Annotated in this window: 8 protein-coding genes; all 8 read right to left on the bottom strand. The window is 65.2% G+C overall.

Annotated elements, in window-relative coordinates:
• Positions 1-32 precede the first annotated feature (32 nt).
• The 8 genes from B0I08_RS02680 to lgt all read right to left on the bottom strand — a co-directional run bounded on the left by B0I08_RS02680 (position 33) and on the right by lgt (position 13,924).
• Positions 33-1,316, bottom strand: coding sequence for a hypothetical protein (locus B0I08_RS02680; RefSeq protein ID WP_106209524.1), 1,284 nt, complete (start codon positions 1,314-1,316; stop codon positions 33-35).
• 13 nt (positions 1,317-1,329) lie between these two features.
• Positions 1,330-2,595, bottom strand: a complete 1,266-nt coding sequence (locus B0I08_RS02675; protein WP_219905595.1) for a glycosyltransferase family 2 protein — start codon at positions 2,593-2,595, stop codon at positions 1,330-1,332.
• 77 nt (positions 2,596-2,672) lie between these two features.
• Complete coding sequence (locus B0I08_RS02670; RefSeq protein ID WP_106209523.1) at positions 2,673-3,626, bottom strand: glycosyltransferase family 2 protein; 954 nt, start codon at positions 3,624-3,626, stop codon at positions 2,673-2,675.
• Complete coding sequence (locus tag B0I08_RS02665; RefSeq protein ID WP_106209521.1) at positions 3,626-4,480, bottom strand: glycosyltransferase family 2 protein; 855 nt, start codon at positions 4,478-4,480, stop codon at positions 3,626-3,628. Before B0I08_RS02665 ends, B0I08_RS02670 begins: the two co-directional genes overlap by 1 nt.
• Before the next feature lie 677 nt (positions 4,481-5,157).
• Entirely contained in the window at positions 5,158-6,600 is a 1,443-nt protein-coding gene (gene pyk, locus B0I08_RS02660) for a pyruvate kinase (RefSeq protein ID WP_106209519.1), read from the bottom strand.
• 72 nt (positions 6,601-6,672) lie between these two features.
• The gene (locus B0I08_RS02655; RefSeq protein ID WP_106209517.1) at positions 6,673-8,130 is read right to left on the bottom strand and encodes a glutamate synthase subunit beta; all 1,458 of its coding nucleotides are present in this window, start codon (positions 8,128-8,130) and stop codon (positions 6,673-6,675) included.
• 71 nt (positions 8,131-8,201) lie between these two features.
• Positions 8,202-12,779, bottom strand: a complete 4,578-nt coding sequence (gene gltB, locus B0I08_RS02650) for a glutamate synthase large subunit (RefSeq protein WP_106209515.1) — start codon at positions 12,777-12,779, stop codon at positions 8,202-8,204.
• Between the two features lie 152 nt (positions 12,780-12,931).
• The gene (gene lgt, locus B0I08_RS02645; RefSeq protein WP_425432977.1) at positions 12,932-13,924 is read right to left on the bottom strand and encodes a prolipoprotein diacylglyceryl transferase; all 993 of its coding nucleotides are present in this window, start codon (positions 13,922-13,924) and stop codon (positions 12,932-12,934) included.
• Between the last annotated feature and the right edge of the window lie 15 nt (positions 13,925-13,939).

The raw sequence follows: 13,939 nt of genomic DNA, 5'->3' as shown, positions 1-13,939 counted from the left end.
GGCAACCCCGCTGCGTCGGTGACAGCCGAACGCTAGGGCGACGACGGGTCGGCGTGGGACTCCGGGGCGACCCGCTCCCCCAGGGGGTCCGCAGCGAGCAGACGGAGGGCATTGCTCACCCTGTCGGCATCGAACACGTTCCCGTGGAAGGTGACCGTGACGTGCAGCTCACCCTCGATGAGCGCCACCAGCGCGACTGCTTCCTCCGGGCCGCCCGGCCGCGTCACAATCACACAGGTCCGCCCCCCGGGGGGAGCACTCCAGGGCAGGATCTCGAGCGGGCTGGCCCTGCCCAGATTGTTGAAGACGAGTTCCATGCGCGGGTGAGCCGTCACCTCCCGCCATAGCGTCAGGGGCACGCCGAAGATTGCGGCCCGCACCACACCGATGACGAGCGCCGCGAGCGGGCGGGCGGACTCAATCTGGCCGAGCATCCCGGCACCAACGGAACGCACGTCGTCCGGGCTCTTCACCCGCACGGGAAGCCCGGCGATGAAGTTGCCGTCCACGACCCACTCGGTGTTCGGGAGATACCGACGGAGGTTGTAAATGACCGTGGTGTCATGCTGGAGCGGAACGCCAGCTTCTTGCAGGCTCCGCCGCAGTAACACGATTAGAGCCGACGAGATAGACAGCGCCGGGTCGATCTCCCGACTCCACTTTTTGATACTGGCCATCTGCGCTGCGGGGATGGTCGCGTCCAGAACCGCGACGTCGGGTCGCCACAACAGGGTCTCCCGGCTCGCGGCCTCATCCGATCGACCGTGTTGCTTACGGCGATCGGCAACGAGGGCGCGCACGGCTCCCCGCCGACGCACGAAGGTGGAGACTACGGCTGATCGCAAGGGAAACTTGCCGGGTATCGTGGTGGCCCACGACGGGAGCTCCGTCGTGCCACCCGCCATCCGGATCACCGAGGACAATCGGTCGACGAAGAGAACGCCGTCCCCGAGCGCGTGATCGTTCACCTGGATGACGTAGTCCCCCGCGAGCGCGAAGCGCAGCGGGTGCTCCGCGTCCAACAGCCACGCCTGCCGGTTGGCTACGGTAACCACGGACTCCGCGGTAACCGCCGGAAGCGTGATCACAATGTCTTCACACCACTGGGCGAGCACCGCAGGGTCGTACCGCCAACTCTTGCCGTCCAGATCGAACCCCAGGCCGATGCGCGTTTGGGGACCACACAGTGCGAGCGTGTGGAGCGCCCGCACGACGGCGGCGCGTTCGGGCACCTTCAGCGGTCCGACGATTCCGACCACGGCCTCGCCACGCATCAGCCGGTCACGTAGCGTCATCCGGATCTTTGTCTCGGTCATGCGCCACCGCGCATCACATCGTCCGCTCGCCAGCGAGACGCTGACGGAGAAACAGCCACGGTCCACGGGCCACCGATGCCAGCTCGACCCAACCAACGCGGGCTATGGCGCGATCGAACTCGTCTGCTGGACCTGCGGACTCGACTACCGAAACCGCTGGTTTTCGCCACGCGATCGACACGAGCCGCACGAGCGCGCGTGGAGCCCGGACCAACACGATGGGCAATGTTCGCGGGCTCAGGATCAGCTTGGTCAGCCAGGATCCCAGTCCGGTGCCGTAGCCCTTCGCCTGCTTTTTCAGCTCCGTGATGTCATCACGATGGCGGTGCCACACGATCGCCGACGGAGCAACCGCGAGGGAGCGGCCGCTCAGCAGGACCCGTGTGAACATGTCGAGGTCTTCGCCTCCGCCGGTGCGTGTGCCGACGCCGAATGCCGTGTCGAATCCCCCCAGTTCCAGCGCCGCCGACCGCCGCAGCGAGAAATTGGCTCCCGTGCCGTACTGGCCCACACAGAACGGAAACATCGGCAGGTCGGCTGGCGGAGCATGAATCGAGTAGATGCGGGGTTGTATCGACTTCGACCACGTGACGCGATCGTCGAAGTATCCCTGCACGCGGGTACGGAGTTCCCCACTCGGCACGAGGCCGGAGACACAGTCGATGCCGGGCTCAGCAGCGTAGGCGCCGGCGAGTTGCCGCAGCCAATGAGGGTCCACGACGACGTCGTCGTCGGTGAACGCGACGATGTCCCCCGTTGCCAGTAGCAACCCGGTGTTGCGCGCGCGGGACAGACCCGCGACCGGTTCTTCGACGAGTTCGATTCGAGGGTCCGAAAACTCCGCTTCGAGAAGATCGCGGGTAGCGGAAGTCCTGGACGCATTGTCGACGACGACCACGTTGAACCGTGGATAGTCCAGCCGCAGTATCGCAGCCAGCGAGGTTCGGAGCTGGTCCGCGCGGTCCCGGGTGCACACGAGTACCGTGATGCTCGGCAGCGGCGCGTCGAGAGCCGGACGGGTTGTTGCCGGGGGCGCAGAAAGCCGGGCGATCGCGGAGGTGAGCTCCGTGACATCCACCCACCCTGATGCCACGGGCACATCCACAAAGCCGTGAACCACCACGCCCGACCGCACGAGGAAGCGCGCGTGGGCGTACCCATCAGAGTCCCGGAGGCGCACTCGAGTCGCACCGACCAGATCCGACGCGTCCACAGCCCCCACCCAGCGGGCACTCGGCCACTCCGGTGCGCCAGAGCGGGGCATAGCGGGCGAGATCATGAAGGGCTCCGTCGGTTGTGCCCTGCGGCTGGCGCTGCGTTCCTGGGCACGTGTCACCGCACCGGCGGGCGGGGGCATCACGAGACCACCTCGGTGGGCACCGCGCGAAGCGCTGCCGGCGCCTTGTACCGATGCACGGAGCCGTAGATATAGCCCACTCCGGCGGCGCCGAGCGATAACACGATCGCGAACGCGCCAGCGAAGTTACCAGCTCCGAGTTCACGTCCGACCGCGCGCGGAAGCACGCGCAACGTGTAGCTCCGCTCACTGGACAGGGCGTCGCCTGACCCCACACTCTTACTCAAAGCAGCCTTCGATACGCCCTCGAAGAACGAGCGCGATCGCAGGTACTGGACCGTTACCCGGTCGGGGGTGACCCGGTGATTGACCACGCTCGAGGGCTCGTAGACGATCCGTCGCGTGCGGTCGACGGCGCGCAGGCGGATGCACACCTCCGTCTCCTCGTCGCCGAGCGGGTGACGGCCGATTCTGCCCGTGTCGGGGTTGAAGCCGCCCACCGCCACCAGCGGGGCTCGACGCAGCGCCATCGTGCAGCCCATCACATTGCGCACGTCGGACCGCGTCTCCGGGAGCCCGCGATAGCTGCACCCCACGATCCACCACAACTCCGCCGGAATCGCACGCGGCGCACGTACGGCCGGCCAGGCAGGGGCCGCCTTGCCGCCGACGGCGACCACCGACGCGTCCGCGAACGGATCCAACAACCTCCGTAGCCAATCGTCTGCTGCGACCGCGTCATCGTCGAGGAAGGCAACGATGTCACCCGTGGCCAGTGCCAACCCGGTGTTTCTGGCGCCGGACAGTCCCTGCCGGTGCGCGTTCGGCACAACGGTCAGGCCGGTCCAGGCCCGTTGGGTCAATTCCAGTAGCTCCGGCGAGTGATCGATCACGACAATTACCTCTGTGGCCTCCGGCTGGCGGACGGCCGAGGCGATAGAGGCGATCATGTCGTCCCAGCGACGGAGCGTGTAGGCGCAGATGATCACGCTCACCGTGGGCAAAGCGGGCATTACGCCGACTCCTCGTGGGGCAGCGACGTTACCGCGGGCCGCGCCGGGATGTCGAGAGTGATGACGGACTCTCGCCACGATGCGCTCGTGGCGGCCACGGGAAGCACGCGCCGTCCGCGCTGGCGCTCGGCCCAGATCGTCTTCAACACCCTGAGGCCGTCGCGCACGGCGCGCAGGTTGCTCTCCCCATGGATGCGCAGTCGCTCGACGCTCGGCACCTCGACGATCCGCATCCCTCCCGTAGCGAACCGGCAGTTGAGCACGGTCTCGATTTCGAAACCGTCACCCCAGTGCATACGTCCGTCTGCGTGCTTCGGCAGCGCGGTGTCCGGCAACTCGAGCCGGGGCAGCACGTACGACCAGAAGGCGTTATAGCCGTAGCACAGGTCGGTATAGCGGGTGCCGAGCAGCACGTTCGTCAACGTGTTGAGGCCGTAGTTGCCGAGGCGCCGGAACGCGGTGATGTCCTCGCTGCCGCCGCCTTCGCAGAACCGGCTGCCCTTGGCCACATCGGCGCCGGCCACCAGGGCGGCCACAAACGCGGGGATCTCAGCTGGGTCCGCTGACCCATCCGCATCGAACATCACGACGATATCGCCCGTAACGGCAGCAAAACCGCAGGCGAGAGCGTTGCCTTTTCCGGTTCGTGTCTGGCGAATCACCTCGATACCGGGCATAACCCGCTGGGCAGTGGCGATGGTGTCGTCGACGGAACTGCCGTCGACCAGGATGACCTGGTGCACCGGCGGCAACTCCGGAAGGATTACTTCGAGGTTTCGGGCCTCGTTTCGCGCCGGGATCACAACAGAAATTCGTGGTGGGAGTTTTTCGGGTCGGCGAATTATGCGTCGCATATGGCATTTCCTGTCAGGTATTCGGGTTTCCTGTTGGGCTGCGCTCCACCGGCAACTCTGACGGAGGTACGACTCGCTCGAACTTTTGGGGTAAGCAAAAGATCGGGCGGGTGTGAGGAAATTTACCCTCCCCTGCCGGGGCCAGACAAGGCTGTCGGCTCGGGGTTGAACTGCACCGCCATCTGTGCATTCCGTTCGCGCTGTCCCCCATCCGCGAATTCACAGGTGTTGCGCCGCGCGACCGAGATGCGCGCAAAGTAGAATGCTGTGAAGAAAATTTTTTTCGTCAGGTGCCCGGAGGTACTGAGTTATGACGCACGATGCCACGACGCCGGGCACGGAGCTGTGCGTCTGCGGACACGCTCACGAAGCGCACGAACACTACCGAAAAGGTACGGACTGCGCCGTGTGCGGCGCGGGCCAGTGCATCAAATTCACGCTCGGCCCGCCCACCACGGCAGCGCCGCAACCTGACACGCAAGCGCGCCCCGCGGCGGGCGCCCCGCGACTCTAATCGTCCATCCCGATCCACCCGGGAGCAGTTTGTACCCCAAAGTCTCCGCGAATGAGGAAGCTTTGTCGCCCTCGTTGGCGGGCGTTTTCCCGTCGCCGGGCACAGAAAAGGGGGCGTGAAGCGGGCCCGTAGGCCCGATCCACGCCCCCGCGAAGCGTTTTGACTAGTCTTTACGCTCCGGCTGCGGTGCGTCGTGAGCGTCGCCCACGCGGTGAACCCGCAGATCGTTGGTCGATCCGCTGACCCCGGGAGGGGAACCGGAAATGACCACGACCTTGTCGCCGATCTCTGCGAGGCCCTCGCGCAGCAGAACATCGTCAACCTGGTGGAACATCTGGTCGGTGTGCTTGACCCGGTCGACCACAAACGACTCGATGCCCCAGATGAGTGCCATGCGGCGACGGATCGCAGCATCCGGCGTGAACGCCTTCATCGGGATCTTGAAGCGGAGACGGGACATACGACGGGCAGCGTCACCGGATTCGGTGAAGACGCAGACATACTTGGCGTCGACGAACGAAGCGACCTCGGCCGCGGCGAGGGTGATCGCGCCGCCCTGGGTGCGCGGCTTGGTCCCGAGTTCCGGAATACGCTCCAGCCCGTGCTCTTCTGTCGAGATCACAATGCGTGCCATCGTCTGAACGGTGATGACGGGGTAGAGGCCCACGCTCGTCTCGCCACTCAGCATCACGGCGTCAGCACCGTCGAGCACCGCGTTGGCGACGTCCGAGGTCTCCGCGCGGGTCGGCACGGGGCTGTTGATCATGGATTCGAGCATCTGGGTTGCGACGATGACGGGCTTCGCCATGCGACGCGCCAGCTCGACGGCACGCTTCTGCACGATCGGCACCGCCTCGAGCGGGAGCTCCACACCGAGGTCGCCGCGGGCGACCATAATCGCGTCAAACGCGTTGATGATGGCCTCAAGGTTGTCGACGGCCTGGGGCTTTTCGATCTTCGCGATGACGGGGACCTTGCGGCCCTCTTCAGCCATGATCTCGTGTACGCGGTCGATATCGGCTGCGTCCCGAACAAAGGAAAGCGCGATCAGGTCGGCGCCGAGACGAAGGCCCCATCGCAGGTCTGCTTCGTCCTTCTCGGACAGTGCGGGCACGTTGACCGCAACTCCGGGAAGGTTGATGCCCTTGTTGTTCGACACCGGCCCGGCAACGATGACGCGTGTGGTGACGACGGTGTCGTCTGCTTCCACCACCTCGACCTTGACCTTGCCATCGTCGATGAGGAGGAAGTCACCCGGTGCGACGTCCTGGGGCAGACCCTTGAACGTGGTGCCGCAGATGTCCTTGTTTCCGAGGATGTCTTCTGTGGTGATCTTGAAGATGTCGCCGACGGCCAGGTTGTACGGCCCGCCCTCGAACTTGCCGAGTCGGATCTTGGGTCCCTGAAGGTCGACGAGGACGGCAACAGCACGCCCCGAGTCATCCGCTGCCTGACGAACGTTCTTGTAGACCTCTTCGTGGACGTCGTACGATCCATGGCTGAGGTTCATCCGTGCTACATCGACACCTGCATCGATGATCGCTCTGAGGTTTTCGTAGCTCGACGTGGCTGGGCCGAGCGTCGCGACTATTTTGGCGCGTCTCATGGTTTCCTTCTTGTGGTGGTGGTGCCGTGATGGAGCAGTGACGGTGCAGTGGTGGTCGTGGGGGTGACAGCCCTAGATTGCGATGGCGTGATCGGTCGGCTTTACGGGGAAGGGCAAATGTGTCTCCCCCTCAAGATACCGATCAACTGCGGATGCTGCTGCGCGGCCTTCCGCTATTGCCCACACGATCAGGGATTGGCCGCGGCCGGCATCGCCCGCAACAAAGACACCGGACTCGGTGGTCTGGTAGTCGCCGTCGCGGTTGACATTGCCCTTCTGGTCAATCGGCAGCCGAAGCTGTCCTTCCAAATTTTCCGCCTCAGGGCCGGTGAACCCTAGGGCCAAAAGGACCAAATCGGCGGGAATTTCTCGCTCGGTTCCCGCCTTTGGCACGCGGCGGCCGTCGAGGTACTCCGTCTCGGCGACACGAATCGCGCGCACCTCGCCGGCGTCGTTGGACAGGAACTCAATCGTGGACGCGAGGAACATCCGCTCCCCGCCCTCCTCGTGTGCGCTCGAGACCTCGAACAGCGTGGGCTGGGTCGGCCATGGCTGGTGCGACTGGCGCTCAGCGGGCGGCTGCTTGCCGATGGCCAGGTTGGTGACCGACAGGGCGTGCTGGCGGTGCGCAGTTCCGATGCAGTCGGCTCCGGTGTCTCCACCGCCGAGAACCACAACGTGCTTGCCTTCCGCACGGATCTGGTTGGCGACGTGGTCGCCGGCGCCGATACGGTTCTGCTGCACCAGGTAGTCCATGGCGAAGTGAACTCCGAGCAGGTCGCGTCCTGGGATCGGTAGGTCCCGGGGAACGGTCGCCCCGGTGGCCACGATGACGGCGTCGTAGCGGGCCTTCAGGTCGTCCCAGCTGATGTCGACGCCGATGTTGACGCCGGCACGGAACCGAGTGCCCTCAGCGGTCATCTGTGCCAGGCGGGCCTCGATGTGCTTCTTTTCCATCTTGAAGTCCGGGATGCCGTAGCGCAGCAGTCCGCCGATGCGGTCATCGCGTTCGTACACGGCAACGGTGTGACCCGCTCGCGTGAGCTGCTGGGCCGCGGCGAGGCCGGCGGGGCCACTGCCCACCACTGCGACCGTCTTGCCGGTGAGTCGCTCAGGCGGATGCGGCTGCACCCAGCCGTGCGCGAACGCCTGGTCGATGATCGAAACCTCGACCTGCTTGATGGTGACGGGCGGCTGGTTGATCCCGAGTACACAGGACGACTCGCAGGGTGCCGGGCAGAGTCGGCCGGTGAATTCCGGGAAGTTGTTTGTCGCGTGGAGCCGCTCGATCGCGGCACGTCCCTCGTCGCGCCAGGTGAGGTCGTTCCACTCCGGGATCAGGTTGCCGAGGGGGCATCCCTGGTGACAGAACGGAATTCCGCAGTCCATGCAGCGCCCGGCCTGCCGGCGGATGGTCGCGGCATCACCCTGCTCGTAGACCTCTTTCCAGTCCATCAGGCGCAGCGCTACGGGCCGGCGAGGCGGAAGTTCGCGCTCGGGTACCTTCAGGAACCCCTTGGGATCAGCCACCGGTCACCTCCGTGTCAATCGTCGTTGTTATCAGTTCGGGCGGGAATACGTGCATAAGGGTGCGGGATGTCTCAGCCACCAGTGACCTCCATGATGCGGTTCCACACCACGTCGCCATCGGGATCAAGGCCCTCGTCGATCGCGGTCTGCCGCGTAAGCATGACCGCCGCGTAATCGCGCGGAACGACCTTGACGAACTCCGTCACGGTGTCGTCGATGTTCGCAAGCATCCGCTCGGCCACCGCGGAGCCCGTCTCGTCGAAGTGACGTTGCAGCAGGTCGCGGAGTATCTCGACGTCTGCGCTGCCGAGTTCCTCAAGGCGAAGCTCGCCCGATGCGAGCGCGTCCCGGTTGACGTTCTCGGAGCGGAGCTTGTGCACGTAGGCGGTTCCGCCCGACATGCCGGCGCCGAGGTTGCGACCCGTGCTTCCGAGGATTACGGCGAGTCCACCGGTCATGTACTCCAGGGCGTGGTCCCCCGCGCCCTCGACGACCGCCGTGGCGCCAGAGTTGCGCACCAGGAAACGCTCACCGACGATCCCGCGGATGAACATCACGCCCTTGGTTGCACCGTAGCCGATGACGTTTCCGGCGATCACGTTCTCCTCCGCCGGGAACACGCTTGCGCGGTCGGGGCGGACGATGATCTCGCCACCGCACAGCCCCTTGCCCACGTAGTCGTTGCTGTCGCCCTCGAGGCGGAGCGTGATACCGCTCGGCATAAAGGCACCGAGCGATTGTCCGGCGGACCCGCGCAGGGTGACGTCGATCGATCCCGTCGGCAGCCCGTGTTCGCCGTGACGCAGGGTCACTTCGTGGCCGAGCATCGTTCCGACGGCGCGCTCCGTGTTGCGGATGGCACGTTCGATAGTGATTAAACCACCGTTGTCGAGCACGTTGCGGCTCAGCTTGATGAGTTCATTGTCGAAGTGCTTCTCGAGCTCGTGCTCCTGGCCGCGCTTGTTGCTGCGCGGTTCGTCGTCTGCGAACTTCGGGCCAACCAGGATCGGCGCGAGGTCGAGACCCGACGCCTTCCAGTGGTCGATCGCGCCGTTGACGTCGAGCAGCTCATGGTGCCCCACGGCCTCGTCGATGCTCCGGAATCCGAGCTCGGCGAGGTACTCGCGTACCTCCTGCGCCAGGAACTCGAAGAAGTTGACGATGTACTCGGGCTTGCCGGTGAAACGCTCCCGGAGCGCCGGGTTCTGCGTGGCAACACCGACGGGGCAGGTGTCCAGGTGACACACCCGCATGAGAATGCACCCGGACACGACCAGGGGCGCTGTCGCGAAGCCGAACTCTTCGCCGCCGAGCAGCGCCGCAATGACCACGTCGCGGCCGGTCTTCATCTGTCCGTCGACCTGAACCACCACCCGGTCGCGCATGCCGTTGAGCATCAGCGTCTGCTGGGTCTCGGCGAGACCGATTTCCCAGGGGGTACCGGCGTGCTTGAGGGAGTTCAGCGGACTCGCGCCCGTTCCACCGTCATGACCGGAGACGAGCACCACGTCGGCGAGGGCCTTCGTGACTCCCGCCGCGACGGCACCGATGCCGGCCTGGCTGACCAGCTTGACGTGCACCCGAGCCTTCGGGTTCGCACGCTTGACATCGAAGATGAGTTGCTTGAGATCTTCGATCGAGTAGATGTCGTGGTGCGGCGGCGGGGAGATCAGTCCAACCCCCGCCGTGCCGTTGCGGGTGCGGGCAATCCACGGGTACACCTTCGACGCGGGAAGCTGCCCACCCTCGCCGGGCTTTGCTCCCTGCGCCATCTTCAGCTGGATGTCCGTCGCGTTTGTCAGGTAGAGGCTGGTCACCCCGAAACGCCCGGAGGCGACCTGCTTGATGGCGCTGCGGCGCACGGGGTCGAGCAGACGTTCGACGTCTTCTCCACCCTCGCCCGTATTGGACTTACCGCCGAGCTGGTTCATCGCGATCGCGAGGGTCTCGTGGGCTTCCTGGGAAATCGACCCGTAGCTCATCGCTCCCGTGGAGAAGCGTTTCACGATAGACGACACCGGCTCGACCTCGTCGATCGGTACGGCGGGCCGTACCCCGTGCTTGAGCTTGAAGAGCCCACGCATGGTCATCAGGTTCTCCGCCTGGTCGTCTACGAGCTTGGTGTACTCGCGGAAGATGTCGTAGCGGCGCTCGCGCGTGGAGTGCTGCAGCCGGAACACCGTGTCCGGGTTGAACAGGTGGGGCGGCCCGTCGCGGCGCCACTGGTATTCCCCGCCGGTGTTCAAGCGCTCATGCGCGACGACGGCACCGTCTTCCGGGTAGGCGTCGGAGTGACGCGCCGCGCTCTCCGCGGCGATCACCTCGATGCCGACGCCTCCGAGCAGGCTGGAGGTTCCGGTGAAGTACTGGTCGACGAAGTCCTGCCCGAGGCCCACGGCCTCGAACGCCTGGGCACCGGCGTAGGATCCGACGACCGAGATGCCCATCTTCGACATGATCTTGAGGACGCCCTTGCCGAGGGCCTTGATCAGGTTCTTGACTGCCTTCTCTGCGGTGATGCCCTGCAGCATGCCGTTGCGAACGAGTTCCTCTGCGGACTCCATCGCAAGGTACGGGTTGACGGCCGAGGCTCCGTAGCCGAGGAGCAAAGCCACATGGTGCACCTCGCGCACGTCGCCGGCCTCGACGATCAGACCGACCTTCATGCGGTTCTGCTGGCGGATGAGGTGGTGGTGCACCGTGGCAAGCATCAGGAGCGATGGAACGGGGGCAAAGTCCCGGTTCGAGTCGCGATCGGACAGCACCAGGAAGGATGCGCCGTTTGCGATCGCTTCATCTGCCTCGCGGCACATTGCTGCGAGGCGCTTCTCCATCGCCTTCTGACCCTTGTCCACCCGGTAAAGACCACGAATGGTGGTCGTGACGTGGCTGCCCGGGGTGGGGTCGATGTGCTGGATCTTCGCGAGCTCATCGTTGTCGATGACGGGAAAATCGAGGATGACCTGACGGGCATGCGCGGGGGTGGCGTCGAGCAGGTTCAGCTCCGGGCCGAGGCCCAGGCTCATCGAGGTGACCACTTCTTCGCGGATCGAGTCGAGCGGCGGGTTGGTCACCTGCGCGAACTGCTGGGCGAAGTAGTCGAAGAGCAGACGGGGGCGCTGCGACAGTACCGCGATCGGCGTGTCTGACCCCATGGCACCGAGGGGCTCCGCGCCGGCTGCGGCCATCGGTAGCAGCAGGATGCGCAGTTCTTCTTCGGTGTAGCCAAACGTGCGCTGGCGTCGACTGACCGACGCGGGAGTGTGCACGATGTGTTCGCGGTCGGGCAGGTTCGCCAGGTTGATGCGACCCTCGTCGAGCCACTCCCCCCACGGCTTCGATCCGGCGAGTTCCGCTTTGATCTCGTCGTCTTCAATCAGGCCTCCCGCCACGGTATCGACGAGGAACATCTTGCCCGGGCGCAGCCGCCCCTTGCGAACGACGCGGCTTGGGTCGATGTCGAGCACACCGATCTCGCTCGCCAGTACGATCAGGCCGTCATCGGTCACGAGGTAGCGCCCGGGGCGCAGGCCGTTGCGGTCGAGGGTTGCACCGACGAGCGAGCCGTCGGTGAAGACCAGTGCGGCCGGACCGTCCCACGGCTCCATCAGCATGGAGTGATACTCGTAGAAATCACGGCGGACGGGGTCGATGTCGACCTGGTTCTCCCAGGCCTCCGGGACCATCATCATGATCGAGTGCGGGAGGCTGCGGCCGGTGAGGGTAAGCAGCTCCACCACCTCGTCGAAGGAAGCCGAGTCGCTAGCCCCGGGGGTGACGATGGGAAGGATGGGGCGGATGTCGCCGATGAGCTCAGATTCGAGCTGCGACTGGCGCGCGCGCATCCAGTTGCGGTTGCCCTGAACCGTGTTGATCTCGCCGTTGTGCGCGATCATCCGGAAGGGCTGCGCGAGCGGCCAGGACGGGAACGTGTTGGTGGAGTACCGCGAGTGAACGAGGGCGAGCTTGGAGGCGAAACGCTCGTCGCTCAGGTCGGGGTAGAACGGCTCAAGCTGGAGCGTGGTGACCATGCCCTTGTACACCAGGGTGCGGCTCGACAGCGAAGGGAAGTACGCCCCGAGTTCACGCTCCGCGCGTTTGCGCAAACGGAAGGTCTGACGATCCAGGGCGAGCTCCGCGTTCGTGGCCCCGGTTTCGTCCTGCAGCACCGATTCGACGAACAATTGCTCGAACACGGGCATCGCGCCTCGGGCGAGGTTTCCGAGTTCGTCCGGGTTGGTCGGCACGGCGCGCCACCCGAGAACGCGCAGCTGCTCGTCCTCAGCGATCGCGCCGATCGCGGCCTGGAGGGTTTCGCGCTCCTCGGTGTCCGTGGGCAGGAAGGCCATGCCCACGGCGTAGCGACCGACCGGTGGCAGGTCGAAGCCTGCCACGGCGCGAAGAAACTCATCCGGGATCTGCGTGATGATCCCCGCGCCGTCTCCGGTGCCAGCGTCTGAGCCGATGGCTCCACGGTGCTCGAGATTGCGCAGTGCGTTCAGCGCGAGGTCGATGATGTCGTGCCCGGCCGTGCCCCGGAGGGTCGCGACCATGGCAAGGCCACAGGCATCACGTTCCCTGCTCGGGTCGTAAAGACCCGTAGCAGCAGGGATCGCACTGAAGTTTGAGAATGGTGGCGAGAGAGCCATGAGGTACCGTCCTCACGATAAACGTAATAAACGCGGGGGGACGTCACTGGCCCATCGACTTGGATAACCGCCCGGCGAAGCTACTCCGGTGCGGGGGTTCTCGGGCTTTGTTTCGAGCCCGTGAGGTGCGGTCTCTGTGGAACCGTGGCTCCTCAGCGTGAGCTACCCGCCCCGCTTGTGGCGGGCTTTTCGAGCGGCTGACTGGCGTCATTGCCGGTGTCGTCCGAATCCGAATAGGTGTCTTCGGAGTCTACCCCAGTTGGTGCCGCAGACCATTCCCTGCCGGGCACGTACACGCTCGGCTCCAGACCTGGGTGGCGTCGACTCTGCACCACGAGGATGACGAGACCGAGCACAACGGCAGCCAGTGCAGCCCAGACGTTCACGCGGATTCCGAAGAAGGCCTCGCTCGGGTCGACGCGGATCGACTCGAACCAGCTGCGTCCGACGCCGTACCAGATGAGGTAGAGACCGAGCATCTTGCCCCAGCGGAGGTTGAGCCTGCGCTCAATCAGCAGCAGCACAACCACTCCGAGCAGGTTCCAGAGGATCTCGTACAGGAAGGTCGGGTGAAACAGGATGCCTTCCGGCAACCCGAGCGGGTACGCGGGGTTGTCGAACTCGATCTCCAGGCCCCACGGCAGGTCGGTCGGCTGTCCGAACAGTTCGTGGTTGAAGTAGTTGCCGAGCCGCCCGAGCGCCTGAGCGAGGAGGAGGCCGGGAATGAGCGCGTCTGCAAAACTCACGAAGCGAACACCCGCGAACCTGCATCCGATGTATACACCCAGGGCGCCAAAGAGCAGCGCTCCGAAGATCGCGAGACCGCCCTCCCAGATGTAGAACACCTTGAGGAGGTCTTTACCCTCGCCGAAGTAGTCATCCGGGTGAGTGATCACGTGGAAGAAACGTCCACCGGCTACGCCGAACAGCACCGCCCAGAGCGCGACGTCGAGCACGATGCCGGGCTCACCTCCGCGCTTGGTCAGTCGAACTGAGGTCAACCAGATAGCGGCGATGATGCCAGACAGGATGCACAGCGCGTAGGCGTGGATCGTCAGGGAAAAGTCCCCCACCGGAATCGAGAACGACTGCCACGACGGGTCGGGGCTGGGAATGCTGAGCGGGGCGAACAATTGACTGGTCACCTTTCGGGTCGGAAC

The organism is Glaciihabitans tibetensis, assembly GCF_003003265.1.
Lineage (GTDB): Bacteria > Actinomycetota > Actinomycetes > Actinomycetales > Microbacteriaceae > Glaciihabitans > Glaciihabitans tibetensis.
The sequence above is the reverse complement of the archived record's forward strand: the minus strand, read 5'-3'. Positions and strand labels throughout refer to the sequence as shown.

Bases quoted from the DNA above. Each gene is read 5' to 3' on its own strand.
- pyk (WP_106209519.1), bottom strand. From the start codon at position 6,600: ATGAGACGCGCCAAAATAGTCGCGACGCTCGGCCCAGCCACGTCGAGC.
- gltB (WP_106209515.1), bottom strand. From the start codon at position 12,779: ATGGCTCTCTCGCCACCATTCTCAAACTTCAGTGCGATCCCTGCTGCT.
- B0I08_RS02670 (WP_106209523.1), bottom strand. From the start codon at position 3,626: ATGCCCGCTTTGCCCACGGTGAGCGTGATCATCTGCGCCTACACGCTC.
- B0I08_RS02665 (WP_106209521.1), bottom strand. From the start codon at position 4,480: ATGCGACGCATAATTCGCCGACCCGAAAAACTCCCACCACGAATTTCT.
- B0I08_RS02675 (WP_219905595.1), bottom strand. From the start codon at position 2,595: ATGATCTCGCCCGCTATGCCCCGCTCTGGCGCACCGGAGTGGCCGAGT.
- B0I08_RS02680 (WP_106209524.1), bottom strand. From the start codon at position 1,316: ATGACCGAGACAAAGATCCGGATGACGCTACGTGACCGGCTGATGCGT.